Origin of the sequence: Zhongshania aliphaticivorans, from assembly GCF_902705855.1 — a bacterium.
Classification (GTDB): domain Bacteria; phylum Pseudomonadota; class Gammaproteobacteria; order Pseudomonadales; family Spongiibacteraceae; genus Spongiibacter; species Spongiibacter aliphaticivorans_B.
Map to the genome: position 1 here is coordinate 224424 of NZ_CACSIJ010000001.1, position 17969 is coordinate 242392.

The following is a 17969-nucleotide window of genomic DNA, read 5'->3' on the forward strand; positions in this document are numbered from 1 at the left end:
ACCTCAATTACTGTCATTATTTTGACAAAACACTGGAAAATACGCATAAACAAACGCCACTTCCGCTACGAACTAATTAATATTCCTAGCTATAGCAGAAATCAGGCCAGCATTCGTGAATGCCATTTAAGGAGGAAATATTTATCTAGAGAGAAGAAAAGCTGCCGGAGTCACTTGGGCCTAGACAGCTTTGAGACAAGATATTAAAGATGAACCAACTCAATCACGTCACTGCGTGAGGATAAGGGCGAAGGCACCCCACCCGCATCAATCGTTTGGCTAGAATCACCAAATTCGTACTCTTTGCGCTCACCGCTGCGGTCGATAGTCAGCGAAGCAAAATCAAACAAATTTGTGTCGGCCATTTGCGAGGGCGTGATATTTTGCATAGACGAGAAAATTTTCTCGATGCGGCTACCGTCGGCTTTTTCCCAATCCATTAGCATCTTACGAATATTCTGGCGCTGTAAGTTTTCCTGCGAACCGCAAAGATTACAGGGAATAATCGGAAACGCCTTATGCGCGGCAAAAGCCTCAATATCGCTTTCACGGCAATACGCCAAAGGTCGAATAATAATATTGCGTTTATCGTCAGATAGCAGCTTTGGCGGCATCCCAGAAATCCGCGAGCCGTAAAACATATTCAAAAACAGGGTTTGTACGATGTCGTCTTTATGGTGGCCAAGGGCAATTTTAGTCGCGCCAATTTCTTCCGCAAATGCGTACAGGGTACCGCGACGCAGGCGCGAACATAGACCGCAGGTCGTTTTACCTTCGGGAATTTTTTGCTTAACAATCGAATAAGTGTCTTTATTAACGATGTAATATTCGATACCCAAAACATCTAAATATTCTGGCAGTACATGTTCTGGGTAGCCCGGTTGCTTTTGGTCCATATTAACCGCGACCAACTCAAACTTAACCGGTGCACTCTTTTGCAGGTTCATGAGTATGTCGAGCATGGTGTAACTGTCTTTTCCTCCAGACAGACAAACCATCACCCGATCGCCCTCTTCGATCATCTTATAATCTTCAATCGCCTGCCCGGTGTGGCGACGCAAACGCTTTTGAAGCTTGTTGAATTCGAGTTTCGGCAAACTAGACATGGTACGCAAATCAAATGGAGGACTGGGGCGCGCATTATATAGAAACGTCGCCGCAGCGGCCACCAATCAGCCCATCCGGGTGGCATCAAGCCTCGTATTTACCCTTAACGCGCCCTAGCGCTGGCAATCCTTGGCGGAGATGACTATCATTAGCCCGCCAAAATCTGCTGGCATGAGGTGTCTCGTACACGGCCAGACCCCGGCACGGGTGCATGTCGGATCGTGTAATCCACGTCCGATCGCACCCGCTCAAAAATCACACCACCACCAGAAAGGGAATCGCCCAATGAAACAACCAGTTCGCGTCACCGTTACCGGTGCAGCCGGCCAAATTGGCTACGCACTTCTTTTCCGTATCGCTTCCGGCGCTATGCTGGGCGACGATCAGCCCGTTATTCTGCACTTACTCGACATCACTCCAGCGATGGACGCCCTACAAGGCGTGCGTATGGAGCTAGAAGACTGTGCATTCCCATTGCTAGCCGGTGTTGTTTGCACCGACGATCCAAATGTTGGCTTTAAAGATGCTGACTACGCACTACTTGTTGGCGCACGCCCACGTGGTCCTGGCATGGAGCGTAAAGACCTGCTCGAAGCTAACGCTGCTATTTTCTCTGTTCAAGGTAAAGCTATTGATCAGAATGCCAGCAAAAACATCAAGGTATTGGTTGTTGGCAACCCAGCAAACACCAACGCACTGATCACTCAGCGTAATGCGCCGTCCATTCCAGCACGCAACTTTACTGCGATGACCCGCTTGGATCACAACCGCGCCATGACTCAAATTGCTATCAAAACTGGCAAAACAGTTAATGACGTGACCAATATGACGATCTGGGGCAACCACTCAGCAACTCAGTACCCAGACCTGTTCAATGCAAAAGTTTCTGGCCAAACCGCCAGCGACCTCGTTGACCAAGCATGGCTTGAAGGCGACTTCATCCCAACTGTACAGCAACGCGGCGCAGCCATTATTAAAGCGCGTGGCGCATCTTCTGCCGCCTCTGCAGCAAACGCCGCTAGCGGTCATATGCGCAGCTGGGCACTAGGCACAACTGGTGACGATTGGGTTTCTATGGGTGTTTACAGCGACGGTAGCTATGGCATCCAAGAAGGCCTGATCTACTCTTTCCCTTGCCGCTGCAAAAATGGCGAGTGGGAAATTGTTCAAGGCCTTGAAATCAATGATTTCAGCCGTGGCAAAATGCAAGCCACTGAGCAAGAACTTGCCGAAGAGCGTGACGGTGTAAAACACCTTCTGCCATAATCGCAAGATTGTTCTTAGAAAGGCGGCTTCGGCCGCCTTTTTATTGGGCAACATAAATAATACGCACGCGAATCACTATTAAAGACTGCTAACGCCAATGACTATTCAAGAAAAATCATTTACCGTTTAGCACTTTATAAAATGATCTGGAAAATAGCCTCATGAATGTCTCCGATGCCGTAAAAGTCCGTCGCTCTATTCGCGGATACAAAACCGACCCGGTCGCCCCAGAATTACTGGAACAGATTTTTGATAAAGCCCGCTTTGCGCCCTCCAACTGCAATACCCAACCTTGGCATACCGTGGTCGTATCTGGGCAAGCTCGCAAAGATTTACAAGCAGCCATATTTGAAGAAATTATGTCTGGCAAAGCCCCTAGCCCCGTATTCACCCCCGGCGACGCAGGCCTCACCGGCGTGTACAAAGACCGCCAATACCAATGTGCCTTCACCTATTACGGCATTATGGAAATCGAGCGCCACGAAAAAGAAAAGCGCCAACAACTCGCCATGAAAAACTGGGAGTTTTTCGATGCTCCCCACGTTGCCTTTATTTCAATGCCCGCTAGCATGGGCGCAGTAAATGCAGTTGATATTGGCATTTATCTACAAACCCTCATGCTGTTACTGGTCGAAAATGGCTTGGCAAGCTGCCCGCAGGGTGCCCTAGCCCTCTACCCCGACCCGGTCTTTAAAATTGCCAATATTCCCGACGGCAACGCCATCATCTGCGGACTGTCTTTCGGGTATGAAGATGTTGGTGCGCGCATTAATGACGTGATTATGGATCGTGATCCACTGGCGGATTTGGTGCAGTTTATTAGCTAAGGACAGTCGATTTACCGATATGAGATTGCTGTGGCCGGCTTGTGGTAGAAACCTACGCTGGCCACTTTATGATATAGCGGCGCTGAGGTTGTGGATTAGATCACTGCAATTGCATAAAAGTAGACTTTTAGGCTCCTTATATAAAACTCTTGGGTTTGGGTCTTAGCAAGCCCATTCCATCCCTTGATCATCTTGCGCTTGTAATAAAATGCGATGAGCTAATACGCTATCGCTCATTATTCACATCAGCCCCCTCTTCCTCTTGCAGTCTAGGCTCATTCTCAGCGCTGGCACTTGGCTCCAAGTCTGGTGCAATTTCAGTCTCTTCGGTACGGGGATCTAGTTCAAAAATTACTGGCGAGGTTACCGACACCGGCACAAATGGCTCGGTTTCGTCGACGACAGGCAGTACATGAGATTTACGTCGAATCGAAATGCCGAGTGTAAAACCGAGCAAACACACCGCCGAAAAGACAAATAGTCCCGATGGACCAAGTAACAGCATGAACAGTGACGCAAGTGGCGCACCCAGCGCGGAGCTACAGCCAAATAAAAACAAGATGCCGCTGCCAACCAATACAAAATCGGCAGCCTCGGCATTGTCGGAGGTGTGGGCTAGGCAAATGGAGTACATGGTCATAACCGCCCCACCCCACAATACCGCCAGCAACAATAGTAAGTTACCTGCCGCTGGCACAAAGACCAGAAGCAAGGAGACACCCGCCCCCGCAAGACTCGAAAAATACAAGACCAAGCGCCGGTCGTAGCGATCGGACAAGCGTCCCAGCGGCAGTTGAAATAGCGCACCGCCCAGCACCGCGCCACTCATAAACAATGTGAGCTGCGAGGTATCTAAGCCTAAGCCACGGGCATAGACCGGTCCCAGCGCCCAAAATGCGCCGGTGACTAAACCGCTGGTAATTGCCCCTTCCATCCCCACATGAGACATGCGCCACAAGCGCCGGAAGTCGAGTTTTACCGCCTGCATAGGTGCTGGTGCGACTGTGGCCGTGAGTGAAACTGGTACAATCGCGAGTGACAACAAAATCGCCGCTAGGCCAAATAGCACGGGGCCCGAGGGATCAGCAAAATTCAACATCTGCTGACCGACAATAATCATACTTAGATTTATTACGGTGTAGAGCGACAGTATTGTGCCCCGTGTTTCTCTGGTCGCACGGTCGTTTAACCAGCTCTCTATCACCATGTACAAACCGGAAATACAAAAGCCGACAATAAATCTCAGTACCAACCATGCGACGAAAATAGGCAGAGCATGAAAGACCAAGACTACCGAGGAAAAAATACTTCCTAGTACGGCAAAAGTTCGAATATGCCCAACGCGACGCACTATATGCGGTGTAACAAGGCAACTTAGTACAAAGCCGACAAAATAGGTCGACGCCGTCAAACCGGTCTCAGTCGCGGAAAATTGCTCAATCTCCGCCCGCAGTGGCAAGAGGGTCAGCATCAAGCCATGACCAACTAGCAAAAGCGCGTCCGACAGCAAGAGAGCCGCTAGGGGTAATAGCAAACGCCTCATAAATTTTTATGCCCTGTGAAATCGGTGACTCTGTTCATTACGTAAGCTCTCACCGCAATGCCGCAAACTAAACATTCTAACAGCAGTCCAAACGTAGACGCGGGACGAAATTCGCCACGGGTAAATATTCTCAGCTTAAAGTAGCTAGCAAAATTCTGCCAAGGCATAATCTGTCCCTCACTCACTATCACCACCATGCACACTCAGGATTTATGCTAAAACGGGCCATCCCGCTAATTGTCGTGCTTTTGTATTGCGCTTGCGCCCAAGCCGCAGACAATGAATTCGCTACGCTATCGATAAAGGGCACAAACTCCAAACTGGAAGAAAATATACGTGCCCATCTGGCGCTAAACGACGTCAACTGCGCCTTATCAGAAACCAAGCTCCGCCGCCGTCTGCGTGGCAGTGATGAGAAAATCTCAATTGCATTGCGCGCTCTAGGGTACTACCAAGGCAAATGGACCTTGACGACAAATATAGGGCAGCGCCAAAGCAAGGGTGAAAAAGGCTCGCTACTAGATACCGCCAATCCTTTAAAACTGCTCAAAAAAGACAGCGAAGATAGCTGCTGGCAACTCGATCTTGACCTCACGGTCGGCCCAGTTACCCGCATTACAAAGCTAGACGTTCGCGTTGAGGGAGAAGGCGAACACGACGAGGTATTCACAAAATATCTGTCGGCGCTCCCCATTGAAGTGGGCGACAAATTACGGCACAGCGATTACGAAGATATTAAAAAGCAGATCAGCCAACGCGCCCGCAATGCCGGTTATTTTGAAGGCAAATTCACTCAACATAACCTAGAAATCAATACTGACTCGAACACTGCGGCTATGCTAATTAGCTATGAAAGTGGGCCTCGCTACCGCTTTGGCGCGATAGAGTTCGGCCCGTCTTTGCTAAATGACGCCCTACTGAAACGCTATTTACCCTTCACAAGCGGCGCCCCCTTTGAGGCCGATCAGCTGATTACATTGCAAAATAATTTGGTGAGCAGCAATTACTTTGCTTCGGTAAGTGTTGATCAAGACAACCCCGATGGTGACAGCAAAACCGTGGCGACCCGCATCAGCACCGCGCCTAAAAAACAGTATGAAACCACCGCAGGTATCGGCGCCTCAACGGATACTGGCCCCCGGGTGAGTTACGGCCTGCACAATCGACGAGTCAACGATGACGGCGACACCTATCAGCTTTCCAGCCAATACTCGCCGGTACTATCTAACCTCGGCTTGCAATATTCGCAACCCGGCGACAACCCCCTGAGCGATAAAACGGTATGGTCAACCGGCGTGCAAAAAAAGGACACCGACACCTCAGAAAGCACCAGCTACCGTGCCGAAGTTGCCCTTATTTCTCTGCGCAGTGGCGGCTGGGTTCAGACCCTGAGTTTAAAATTTCTGCATGAGAATTTTGACATTGCCGACGTAGACAACACCTCAACACTACTCATGCCCGGCATTGCCTTTGCACACAGCAAAGCCAATGATCGCCGCTACCCAACACAGGGCTGGCGCATCACCACTGCCGCGCGGGGCGCCCTAGATGGCGTAGTGTCTGATGTTAGCTTGGCCCAGCTTGAACTGGACGGAAAGATGATATTCCCACTGCTCGGCGGCCGCCTCATCGGCCGCGGCGGTATCGGCTTTACCGCGCTAGATGACTTTTCAGAATTACCCGCGTCGCTGCGCTTCTTTGCCGGTGGCGACAATAGTGTGCGCGGTTTTGCCTACGAGTCACTGGGACCAGAAAATAGCGACGGCGACGTGGTCGGCGGCAAACATAGACTCACCGGCAGCGTGGAATACGACCACCGCGTGCGGGGCGATTTTGCGCTGGCCACCTTCTATGACGCCGGCAATGCCTTCGACACTAGCGACTTTACTTTTTATAGCAGCGCAGGTATCGGCCTGCGCTGGTTTTCACCTATCGGGCCTATTCGCGTCGACTTTGGCTTTCCCTTAAAAGATGGCGGCTTCCGCTTCCATCTCTCAATGGGACCAGATTTATGACGCAGTATCACCCAAACACAGCCAAAAGCTGGCCTGCTGAAATTGGCAAATGGATATTGCGCGGCGTGCTGGTTTGCACTCTGATCGTCGTCACTTGTCTTGCGGCCTTGTATTCAATTTTAGATACCCAACGGGGTAGCGATTGGCTGCTTGTCAAGAGTCTGTCGTTTATCTCACCAGAAGCGAGCTTCACCTCATATAGCGGTACGCTGGCAAGTGGGATTCAACTTCAAGATTTACACCTCCCCCTTCCTAGCGCAGATATCCGCATTGCCGACATCGACAGCAGTTGGAATTTATGGGGAATTTTAAGTGGTGAACTGCCGATACATAAGCTGCATATCACGCAACTAGACATCAAAATTCTTAACACAGAAAAAGCGGAAGCGGAAACGACATCACCGCCGCCCTGGCCAAATTTAACGCTGCCGTTTCCCGTCGCATTAAAGGACGTGCGCGCTCAAGCCATAAACATTCAACAAGGTGACACACAGCAATACATCGATGAAGTGTCCCTGCAAGCACACAGCGGGCTTATTAGTAGCAATATTTCTAAACTACATATTGAAAGCAAGGAATATAGCGCCAATCTTAGCGGCGCAGTGAATAATCGCCCGCCCTATAAAATGCGCTTAAATCTCGACTGGCGATTACGGCTCGCGGAACAAGGCCAGTACAGCGGCAAGGGTAGCTTGTCTGGTAACTTAGAAAATCTGCGCCTTAGTCATCAACTCAGCGAACCAGCAATCATACGCAGCGAGTTAATGCTTAGCGAATGGTATGAGCCCTCGCAGGCGTTGATCGATATTAAAAAAATGCAGCTTGAGGCCAACCTAAACTGGGTGACACTTGCGCTGCCACCACACCAAGACAATGGGCAAAGCGCTGAGCCATTAGTTAGCAGCACCAATGGGCAGCTTTTCATTAAGGGTGGCTGGGAGGGCTATAGCCTCACATTTCAAAGTCAGCTTGAAGCCAAAACGAGTATCGACGCTCAAGCTGCCAACTCAAGCCAAGCAACTCTTATTGATGAGCTGCTCGTAAAACCCGCAAATATAACACTCGACATCAGCGGCAAAAAACTCGCCTTGCTAGTAAACACGCTTTCGCTAAAAACCAGCGCTGGCGCGTTGGCCGTTCAAGGCAACGTCGACGTAAATCAAACCAAAACCAGCCCCAGTATTAAGTGGCAGCTAAAGCTGATTGCAGATGATATTGACACCCAAAACCTCCTCCCCCAATGGCCATTCAAGTTAGCCGCTGATATTGATAGCAGCGGCTCATGGCAGGATGAGTTTTACCAAACAGCGCTGACCATAAACTCCCTTGATGGCGAATTAGCAGGAAAAGCCATTGCCGGCAATGGCAGTTTCGATATTAGTAACACAGGACAGACTTTCAAGAAGCTAGCACTGCAACTAGGTGACAATCGCCTTAAAGCAAATGGCAAATTGGCCGATAAAAGCGAATTATATTGGGAGCTTTCCGCCACCGATTTAAGTCAAATTTTACCTGATCTAAGCGGCGCGATCAGTTCAACTGGCAGCCTGCACGGCGGTGCCATCACACAACTTTTTGACAAAGGAAAGTCGCCGAAAATTAGCGCCACGCTAAATGCAAAAGCCCTTCGTTATCAGCAATACAGTGTCGCCAATGCCACGCTAAACCTAAACACCCAGAGCAATGCGGCAATCGACTTACGTTTACACGGCGAGGGAATTTCGGCCTCGGTTTTAAACAATGCCGCACTTGATCTCAATGGCAGCGGCACCCTTCCCCAACACCAATTCGACCTGCAATTACGTGATGGCGACAAACATATTGATCTCGACCTACGCGGCGCACTGCAGCAAATTAAATCGCAATACCAGTGGCAAACTAACATTCAGCGTTTGTCGCTTAATAGCCGCGCTAGCGGGCCGTGGCAGTTAATTGGCAACAGTGACTTGGCGCTAGCGGCCAATGCCGTGTCGCTATCTCGTCTATGTTTAGGCCAGGACAGCACGCGAGTGTGCAGCGAGCTAGTATTAAAAGATGGCGCCATTAAAGCGAGTGGGCTCATTGACGCCCTGCCGCTAGAACGCTTCGCTGCGGGCCTGCCCTCCGGCTCCGCCATAACAGGGCAAATAAACAGCCAATTTTCTGTTGCGGGTAAAAGCGACGACCTCAGCGGCAATATCACAATCAATAGCGAAGATATTCTGATTCGCTACCAAAGCTCTGCAGATCAAAGCGCCGCCGAATACCGCGCAAGCTTCACGACCAAGGCCGAGCTTGAGCACAACCGTCTGCGCGGCAATGCCCTATTTAGCATCGACGATATTGGCAGTATCGCCGCAAATATCGCGACTCAAGAGCTATCGGCGAGCAGTGACATTCAGGGAAGCATTGAAGGCGGATTCAACAACCTCCGGTGGCTGGGAGGCCTATTCCCCCAACTCGAAAAGCTCGATGGCGTGCTGACAAGCAATATCTCCGCTAGCGGCCAACTCGCAACACCAGTGGCCGACGGAGTAATAAGCCTAAGCAAAGTCAAAATGGACTTACCAGAGCTTGGACTTAGCTTGCGCGATGCAGACGCCAAACTCACGTTTGATAGTCGTGGCCCTTGGCAATTGGACAGCACTATTCCCTCTGGTGACGGATCACTTAATATTAGCGGCCAAGGTAAACTCGGCGAGCTTGGCGGGCCGACTGGGCAAATTCAAATTAGCGGCGAAAATATCACCGCCCTAGACCGCAGCGAAGGAATGTTGGTGATTTCACCAAACATCAGCACCAGTATCACGCCGGAGCTTATTAAAATACGCGGTAGCCTCGACATACCAAAAGGCAACTACACGCTAAAGGCCCTGCCCGACCAAGCTGCTGGGGTCTCAGTTGATGAACGCATCGTCAATTCGCAAAGCGATAAGAGCAAAACACAAGCGCGCGCCATAGACAGCCGAATTGATATCACCTTGAACGACAGCTTTGAATTTAAGGGCTACGGACTCAGTACTCGGCTAGACGGGAAATTAAAAGTAAGCCAAAAACCAGAGGGTTTATTGCAAGCCTTTGGCTCCCTGTCACTTTACGACGGTATCTACCAAGCCTACGGCCAAAAATTAAATGTTGAGCGCGGGCTGCTTATTTTTCAGGGGCCGCTGGACAACCCCGGCCTAAACATTACCGCTGTTAGAGAAACCAAAACCGTCACCGTCGGCGTGAATATCGGCGGTTTCGCGCAGGACATTCGCAGCGAACTCTTCTCTGAACCGGCACTGCCACCCACAGATGTAATGGCGATTTTAATTACCGGCAAAGCACCCTCAGACCTGAATAAATCAGACGCTAACCAGGTGATGAACGCCGCCACTGCACTCGGTATATCGCAAAGCCGAGGCATTACCAATACCCTGCAAAATACCTTTGGTGTGGATGTGATTAGCCTACAGGGCGGCGACAGCTACGAAGACAGTGCCTTGGTGGTGGGGAAATACCTGACACCGGATTTATTTATCAGCTATGTGCAGAATCTTTTTACACCCACCGGCAGTGTTCAGTTGGATTACAGCCTAAGCAAAAACTTAGGCCTAAAAGCCCAGTCCGGCAAAGCCCAGAGCATTGACTTACTTTATAAGATTGAGCACGGCGAACACTGATCTCCTTCGCCGTTCAACTCTGGACAGAAGATGATTTACCAGACCGTTTTCATCGTACCGCCGTCAACGACGAGGGTCGCGCCGGTAATATAGCTAGCGGCATCAGACAGTAAAAATGCCCCCGCCTTACCAAACTCCGCCGGATCACCGTAGCGGCCAAGGGGAATCAGCGCCTGACTGGCAGCGCGCTGCTCGTCAAAACTTATGCCCTTGGCATTTGCCTGTGCAGTGTCTAAATTCACCATGCGATCAGTGCCGATTAAGCCCGGCACCAAATTGTTTACACGGATATTCTCGCTTGCTAATTGCTTGGACAAACTCTTTGCCAAACTAGTCACCCCAGAGCGCATGACATTAGACAGCAATAGAAAATCGATGGGTTCTTTTACTGATGAAGACGTCAGCGTCAAAATTGCACCGCCACCTGCAGCTCGCAGATGTGGCAGAGCTTCGCGAACCATACGCACTGCACTCATAAGCGTGAGCTGAAACGCCGCCTGCCAGTCGTCGTCACTAAACACATCAAACTGTCCTGGTGGCGGCCCACCCGCATTCACAACCAAGCCATCTATACGGCCGAAGTCCTTACTCGCTTGGCCTACCCAATTGATGATGCTATCGGCATTGCTGGCGTCCATAGCGTAGCCGCGCACACTCGCTCCAGTGCCCAACACCAAAGCGTTCGCAGCAGACTCAATGGCTGCCTGATTACGACTAGCAATTGCCACCGCCGCGCCGTTTATTGCCAATTGTTCCGCAATGGCATAGCCGAGGCCTTTGCTCGCGCCGGCAACAAGAAACACCTTATCTTTTACATTCAGTTCCATTCAAACTCCTAAGATTTAGGTTAATACTGACATTCACAGCTAGCGCGATCAGCAAAACCGCTATTATCGCAGAGAATAGCCAAGGAACCTTACTACAAGTCGCCGGCCCTAGGTCGTCGCCAAGTACATTGTTTGTGAATCTCCTCATACTGAGCGGCGATCAATAGGGCGACGCGCAGGTATAAATTCGCTAGAATGACGCAGCTTCGCAGAACATAGCGGCATAAACCTGAAAAAACACATGACATTGGATATAATCGCTGTCAACATTGCCTCAGGATGACAGGCAGAAAACATGACTATGAATACCACCAACACTAGCTACCACCACGGCAATTTACGTCAAGAATTGATGAATTTGGCCGAACAACATTTAATCAATGAAGGCATAGGCGAATTAAGCCTGCGCGCGCTGGCGAGAGAAATAGGCGTGTCGCAAACCGCTCCCTACCGCCACTTCAAAGACAAAAACGCATTGCTGGCGGCACTGGCGACCGAAGGATTTCGTCGGTTTTTTGAATTTTGCATACCGAGTGAAAATGAGCTCCGCGCAGACCTTAGCCTGCTATATTTCGGGCTTGGCTATGTGCAATTCGCTAAAACCCATACTGAAATGTTTCATTTGATGTTTGGCCCAGTGTTGCAGCCACGTAACGACTACCCCGAACTGTTCGCAGCGGGACGTGAGGCAATCTACAAAGTAAGAGCGGGTGTGGAGCGCGGTTATAAAACCGGTGTCTTGCGCGAACTCGACGATGTCGCCTCAATGGCCCACACCGTTTGGGCGGCGGTTCACGGCGTCGCCACCCTGATGCTCGATCACGGCGACACCTATGGCTATCACCGCGACCTAGATTTACAGGCAGAAAAATCGCTACGCATGATGATTGCAGGACTGTGCACAGATCCCAGCGATATCTCGCGACTGCCAAACGTGCTCACCCCCTATCCGCCGGAAAGCAACTAAAAGGCTTGGCGTAACACCACCAGAGGCGGCTGAGTAACAAGCTGGCGGCAGGAAAGCGCCGCCAGGATACACATGGTCAGCACCCCGACTAGCGGCGCAATAACAAATACCGTGCCGTGCCAAACCACCTCCATTTCTAGTACCCAATACTGCACTCCCATTAGCGCAATATTACTCCCCACCGCTGCCAATAAGCCCGACAACAAGCCAATCGCCGCAAACTCAATTAGTAATCCGCGAATAATTAATTTTTTACTGGCCCCCAGCGTTCGCAAGATCGCATTTTCATGCAAGCGACTATCAAGACTGGCCTGCACATTGGCGACGGCTACTAATAACGCGCAGGCAACCACCAGTATCAGCACCAAACCAATGGCAGTACTAACCTGCCCAACTATTACTTCCATTTGCTGAATAAGCGTGTCGACTTCAATTAAGGTTAAAGTTGGAAACTGTCGCAACAAATCTGCAAGGAGGCGCTTTTGTTCCGTCGGCAAATAAAAGCTGGTGATATAGCTACCCGCATAATTTTCTAAGCTATTGGGCGGAAACATAAAATAGAAATTGGGTCGCATACTGGTCCAATCTAAACTACGGGTACTGCTCACCCGCGCATTAAGCAGCTGCCCGCCAATATTAAAACGGAGTTCACTGCCAACTTTAAGCTGCAGACTTTCCGCCAATTCAGCTTCTACCGAAACCGGAATAACATCGCCAACTTCTGTATTTGCATCCAACCACCAACGGCCACTCTGCAGGCGATTATCTTCAGGTAAGTCCGCCGCCCAACTTAAATTTATCTCTCTATTAATACTGCCATCTTGGGCATCGATACCTTCTATATCTGAGATCTTCTGCTGATCAATATGGCTCAAGCGGCCTCGGACCATGGGAAATAGTCCAGCATCTTTTAATTGATGCTGCTCGAAGAAGCTATTCAACGCTGTAATTTCTGAGGCTTGAATATTAATTAAAAAATGATTGGGTGCGTCGGCGGGCAACTGCAACCGCCAGTCATCTAATAAACTCGTTCGCAGCACGCCAAGGCTAGCGAGTACCATCAGCGATAAGGCGAAGCTGGCAACTTGAAATGCATTGCTTACACGCCGTCTATAGATTGCCGCCAGCGCGATGCGCAGTGCGCCACTGGCACCGCGGATAAGTGCACGGCGGGCCGCCGAAATTAACAACAAGACCAATGCGCTAGCCAATCCCCCAGTCACCAATGCGGCGATTAACACAGCTGCGGTGAGCAATGCATCGCCGCTATACCACCACATCAGTACGCCAATGCCGCTAATTCCGATTAATGCACTTATTAGCAAGGCAGCACCTGCTTCATCATTCCCACGCCGCAACACCCGCATCGGCGATACTTTACTTAAAGCCCATACCGGCGGCATGGCAAACACCGCCGTGCAACCCAATGCGGTCACCGCACCCACCGCCAATGGGCGCCAGCTCGCGGGGGGGATATCTACTGAAATAAGCGCCCCCAGACTAGCAAACAATACCCACTGCAAACCGTGACCGCCAAGGCCACCAAGTATTATTGCCGCCGCGCTTAGTAAACAAAGCTGGCCGCCATAGTGCACAAGCACCTGCCGTCGACTCGCCCCCAGCGCCTTCATAATGGCGACACTGTCGGTATTGCGCTCGCCGTATCGACGTGCAGCCAAAGCAATGGCAGCGCCAGCAAGCGCCACACCCAAACTCGCAGCCAATAGCAAATACCCTTCTGCCCGCTGCAGTGTTGCCGCCATCGCCGGTTGCCCGTCGCGCACATCCTGCCAACGCTGCCCGTCATCCAGCTTAGGGCTTAACCACTGTTCGTAAGCGGCGAGCTGCTCGGCGCTACCAGCAAATAGATAGCGGTAGCGGACAAGACTACCCGGCTGCACCACGCCGGTTGCGGCTAAGTCCGCAAAATTAATCATGCCTCGCGGCGCTAACATTTCATTCATGCCGCCCTGATCCGGCTCGCTAATTAAGGCTTGGTTGGCCGTAAAATCACTTTCACCGACACTCGCTTCACCGCCAACCTCTATATTCAACAGGGCAAACAGTCGAGAATCCATCCATATTTCACCGCGTTTTGGCCCAGCGCTCCGCATCATCGGCGGCCCAAACAAGGTCTCACTGATGCCCAATTCGCCGATCAAAGGGTAGCTGTCTGACACAGCTCTAATGGATGCCAGTTGCATGCCGTCGCCGGCGTAGATCATCGACCTAAAGCTCGCGATCGTCGCCGTGTGCAAACCCAGCGCAGTAGCCTCGTCGAGCCACCCGTCGGGGATTGTCCGAGCCGTTTTTAAAACCCGATCCGCCGCTAAAAAATGGTGGCTTTGCTGTTCCATGCTGCGGCTTAAGCGATCTGAAAAGCCCGCTATACCACTGACAATGGCCACCGCCAAAGCTAGGGAAAAGCCCAATAGTTTTAACTCACCGCCCCGCCAAGCGCGGACTAAATAACGGAGCCCCCGCGTAATCATAGTGCCGCGCTCTCAACGCTGCTGTGTTCATGTAATTGACCGTCATGGATGGTCAACACCCGCTCGCAGCAGGCGGCTAGGCTCGCCTCGTGGGTGACCAGTACCAATGTCGTTTGGCTCTGACTATTTAATTCAAATAGTAAATCGACTATGCGCTGACCAGTGTGTTCATCTAAATTTCCCGTCGGCTCGTCAGCAAATAAAATATTGGGGTTAACAGCGAAGGCTCTGGCCAATGCTACCCGCTGCTGCTCGCCGCCAGACAGCACCCGTGGATAATGCCCACCGCGATCACTGAGCCCAACCTTGTCTAAGTATGTTTGCGCCGCAGCCGCTGGTGAGCGATGACCCGCCAACTCTAGGGGTAACATAACGTTTTCGAGCGCGGTCATACCCGGCAGTAATTGAAACGATTGAAATACAAAGCCAACGTAGCGGGCACGCACTGCTGCGCGCTCATCTTCATTCATTCGGCTAATATTTTGTTCGTGTAAAAATATGTCACCACTGCTGGCATTATCCAATCCCGCCAGCAAACCTAGCAGTGTTGATTTACCCGCACCGGAGGCGCCTACGATAGCGACACTCTCTCCCGCCTTGATTTCAAAACTAATCCCTCGCAGTATGTCTAATTGCTGGCCACCAGTAACAACTGTTTTACAGAGATTATTTACACGAATCATGATGAAATTTATTCCCCAATTTCGGCTTAGCGGTTTTAAATCCAGCTACCTAGCAATAGTGTTTAGTGGCCTTATTAGCCTAATTTTTAGCGCTAATCTTGCCAACGCTGCTGGCACCAAAGTTCTAGTTCTTGGCGACAGTATTAGTGCGGCCTACGGAATAGAGCAGCAACAAGGCTGGGTGTATTTATTGCAAACTGAATTGCGCGATGAGAGCGACTTCATCAATGCCAGCGTCAGTGGTGAAACTACGGCCGGAGGACTTCAGCGATTACCTGCGCTACTTAAAGAGCATCATCCCAATATCGTCATCATTGAACTTGGCGGCAATGATGGCCTGCGCGGCTACCCGATACTCAGCATACGTAAAAACCTGCAGGAGCTGATCACCCTCAGTATCAATGCCGGCGCCGAAGTACTCTTACTTGGTATGAAAATACCGCCCAACTACGGCAAACGCTATACCGACGCCTTCGAGCAAAATTACACCCACCTTGCCAAGCAGAATGCCGTGCCTTTAGTCCCGTTCTTGCTAAGCTCAGTGGCGGGCGTACCCGCGCTAATGCAAAGCGACGGCATTCACCCCACTGCAGATGCACAACCATTGATAGTACAGAACGTATTACCCGCACTGCGAGAAATGCTGGATTAAGTTTTTGTAAGCTAATTCACAAGCGAGTTATTCAATGCCAGCCCTTGCCCCATCAGCCTTCGTAGAAGCTACAGATAAAGTGATTTTGTTCGACGGCGTCTGCAAACTCTGCCACGGCTGGAGTCGTTTTATTATTCGTTTTGATAAAGCCAAGCAGTTTAAACTAGCCACGGTGCAGTCTGCGGTGGGTGCGGCCATTATGGATCACTACCAATTGCAGGCTAGCGACACAGCAAGAGAGATATTCGACACCATGTATTATATTCAGGACGGCCACGTGTACGAGAAAAGTAGCGCCTTTCTTCAAATCATGGCCGCTATGCCCTACCCTTGGCGGCTGGCGAGTATATTCAAGATTATTCCCACGCTCATTCGCGACGGTGTTTATGATTTTATCGCATCTAATCGCTACAAAATTTTCGGCAAGTACCCGCAGTGTGTAATGCCAAACCCCGATCACGAACAGCGCTTTTTATCCTTTGAAAAAGACTAGCGCTTAAACATTAGCATTCACACTAATTTTGATGGATCTAACAAAGCACTCAATTCCTCGCGACTTAAGTCCGTCATTTCTTCAGCCACATCAATAACAGCGCGTTGTTCAAGATAGGCTTTTTTAGCAATCTCTGCCGCCGCCAAATAGCCGATAACGGGGTTTAAGGCCGTGACCAGAATTGGATTTTTGGCAACGCTCGCCGCCAACACCACCTCATTGACGTCGAAATTAGCGATAGCCTGATCAGCCAAAGCTCGGCAGGCATTGCTCATCAAGCTAATACTCTGCAATAAATTGTAAGCGATAACCGGCAACATAACGTTGAGCTGAAAATTACCGGACTGCCCCGCCACCGTAATACAGGCGTCGTTGCCAATCACTTGGGCACAGGCCATGGCAACCGCCTCAGGAATAACCGGATTCACTTTTCCCGGCATGATACTGCTGCCTGGCTGCAGGGCTTGGAGGCTAATTTCACCCAAGCCTGCCAGTGGTCCACTATTCATCCAGCGCAAATCATTGCTGATTTTCATTAAGGCAACAGCAAGCGCCTTTAGCTGTCCCGACACAGCGACCGCCGTATCTTGGGACGACAGCGCTTCAAATAATGAGTAATTTGGTTTAAAACTCAGGCCGGTGTCGATGCTAATCGCCGCACAAAACTTTTCGGCGAACAGATCCGGCGCATTCACCCCTGTACCAACTGCGGTTCCACCCTGCGCGAGTTGACATAGGTATTTTTGAGAGTCAATTAATCGCCGGCCCGCTTTGTGCATCTGCTCGGCCCACGCCGACAGCTCCTGCCCCAGCGTAAGTGGCATGGCGTCCATCAAATGAGTACGACCCGTTTTAATAATACTATCGAGGTTGCGTGCTTTAAGACGAATGGTCGACTCCAAATGCGCAATGGCTGGCAGCAAATCCGTATGAATCGCCAATGCCGCACTAATATGTATAGCGGTGGGAATAACGTCGTTGCTGCTCTGACTCATATTAATATGGTCGTTGGCGCTCACCTCTAAACCGGATTGCTCCGCCGCCAAATGTGCCAACACCTCGTTAACATTCATATTGGTGCTAGTACCAGAGCCGGTTTGAAAAACATCGAGGGGAAACTGATCTCGGCATTCCCCTGCCAGCAACTGATCTGCCGCACTGGTGATGGCGTGAAACAGCGGTTCAGATAATAGCTCTTCCTCACGATTCACCATTGCCACGCAGCGCTTAATCCTGACGATGGCGTCTATAAACTGCTCGGGAAATCGCAGATCACTAATCGCAAAATTATCTTTTGCGCGCTGGGTTTGCGCGCCGTATTTGGCCGTCGTGGGCACATGCACCTCGCCCATACTGTCGCGCTCTACTCGGTAGTCAGTCATCACAGTTCCTCCGCTATCACGCCATGTGGGGTATTTTGCTCTTCAATAGTGACACTTTTCCATGCGCTCTG

At 50.7% G+C, this 17969-nt stretch carries 13 protein-coding genes; 7 read left to right on the forward strand and 6 right to left on the reverse strand.

The genetic code is table 11. The features are described from left to right. Nucleotides 1-203: 203 nt before the first annotated feature. Entirely contained in the window at nucleotides 204-1106 is a 903-nt protein-coding gene (gene ttcA / locus GVJ32_RS01020; protein ID WP_159238193.1) for a tRNA 2-thiocytidine(32) synthetase TtcA, read from the reverse strand. A 286-nt stretch (nucleotides 1107-1392) separates the two neighbouring features. On the opposite strand from ttcA, the gene GVJ32_RS01025 reads away from it, so the two are divergent. Both GVJ32_RS01025 and GVJ32_RS01030 read left to right on the forward strand, forming a co-directional pair. After that, nucleotides 1393-2373 (forward strand): malate dehydrogenase, encoded by a 981-nt coding sequence (locus GVJ32_RS01025; protein ID WP_159238194.1) that lies wholly within the window; start codon nucleotides 1393-1395, stop codon nucleotides 2371-2373. Nucleotides 2374-2534: 161 nt separating this feature from the next. Next, nucleotides 2535-3200, forward strand: coding sequence for a nitroreductase (locus tag GVJ32_RS01030; RefSeq protein WP_159238195.1), 666 nt, complete (start codon nucleotides 2535-2537; stop codon nucleotides 3198-3200). Between the two features lie 226 nt (nucleotides 3201-3426). Here the strand turns inward: GVJ32_RS01030 and GVJ32_RS01035 are convergent, their stop codons facing one another. Further along, nucleotides 3427-4743, reverse strand: a complete 1317-nt coding sequence (locus GVJ32_RS01035) for an MFS transporter (RefSeq protein WP_159238196.1) — start codon at nucleotides 4741-4743, stop codon at nucleotides 3427-3429. Between the two features lie 212 nt (nucleotides 4744-4955). On the opposite strand from GVJ32_RS01035, the gene GVJ32_RS01040 reads away from it, so the two are divergent. Beyond that, the gene (locus tag GVJ32_RS01040; RefSeq protein ID WP_159238197.1) at nucleotides 4956-6758 is read left to right on the forward strand and encodes an autotransporter assembly complex protein TamA; all 1803 of its coding nucleotides are present in this window, start codon (nucleotides 4956-4958) and stop codon (nucleotides 6756-6758) included. Further along, nucleotides 6755-10402: a translocation/assembly module TamB domain-containing protein gene (locus GVJ32_RS01045; RefSeq protein ID WP_159238198.1), complete on the forward strand. Its 3648-nt coding sequence runs from the start codon at nucleotides 6755-6757 to the stop codon at nucleotides 10400-10402. The genes GVJ32_RS01040 and GVJ32_RS01045 overlap by 4 nt, the downstream gene beginning before the upstream one ends. A gap of 35 nt (nucleotides 10403-10437) precedes the next feature. Here GVJ32_RS01045 and GVJ32_RS01050 read toward each other — a convergent pair whose 3' ends face one another. After that, nucleotides 10438-11229: an SDR family oxidoreductase gene (locus GVJ32_RS01050; RefSeq protein WP_159238199.1), complete on the reverse strand. Its 792-nt coding sequence runs from the start codon at nucleotides 11227-11229 to the stop codon at nucleotides 10438-10440. A gap of 295 nt (nucleotides 11230-11524) precedes the next feature. Here GVJ32_RS01050 and GVJ32_RS01055 point away from each other — a divergent pair, with 295 nt between their 5' ends. Then, complete coding sequence (locus tag GVJ32_RS01055; protein ID WP_159238200.1) at nucleotides 11525-12196, forward strand: TetR/AcrR family transcriptional regulator; 672 nt, start codon at nucleotides 11525-11527, stop codon at nucleotides 12194-12196. Here GVJ32_RS01055 and GVJ32_RS01060 read toward each other — a convergent pair. Next, nucleotides 12193-14688, reverse strand: a complete 2496-nt coding sequence (locus tag GVJ32_RS01060) for an ABC transporter permease (RefSeq protein ID WP_159238201.1) — start codon at nucleotides 14686-14688, stop codon at nucleotides 12193-12195. The genes GVJ32_RS01055 and GVJ32_RS01060 overlap by 4 nt on opposite strands. After that, nucleotides 14685-15371, reverse strand: coding sequence for an ABC transporter ATP-binding protein (locus GVJ32_RS01065; RefSeq protein ID WP_159238202.1), 687 nt, complete (start codon nucleotides 15369-15371; stop codon nucleotides 14685-14687). The genes GVJ32_RS01060 and GVJ32_RS01065 overlap by 4 nt, the downstream gene beginning before the upstream one ends. A gap of 1 nt (nucleotide 15372) precedes the next feature. On the opposite strand from GVJ32_RS01065, the gene GVJ32_RS01070 reads away from it, so the two are divergent. After that, a complete protein-coding gene (locus GVJ32_RS01070) occupies nucleotides 15373-16023 on the forward strand; it encodes an arylesterase (protein WP_159238203.1) in 651 nt (216 codons plus the stop codon). A gap of 34 nt (nucleotides 16024-16057) precedes the next feature. Continuing rightward, on the forward strand, nucleotides 16058-16516 hold the full coding sequence (locus tag GVJ32_RS01075; protein ID WP_159238204.1) for a thiol-disulfide oxidoreductase DCC family protein: 459 nt from the start codon (nucleotides 16058-16060) through the stop codon (nucleotides 16514-16516). Nucleotides 16517-16533: 17 nt separating this feature from the next. Here GVJ32_RS01075 and GVJ32_RS01080 read toward each other — a convergent pair whose 3' ends face one another. Beyond that, a complete protein-coding gene (locus tag GVJ32_RS01080) occupies nucleotides 16534-17898 on the reverse strand; it encodes a class II fumarate hydratase (protein ID WP_159238205.1) in 1365 nt (454 codons plus the stop codon). Between the last annotated feature and the right edge of the window lie 71 nt (nucleotides 17899-17969).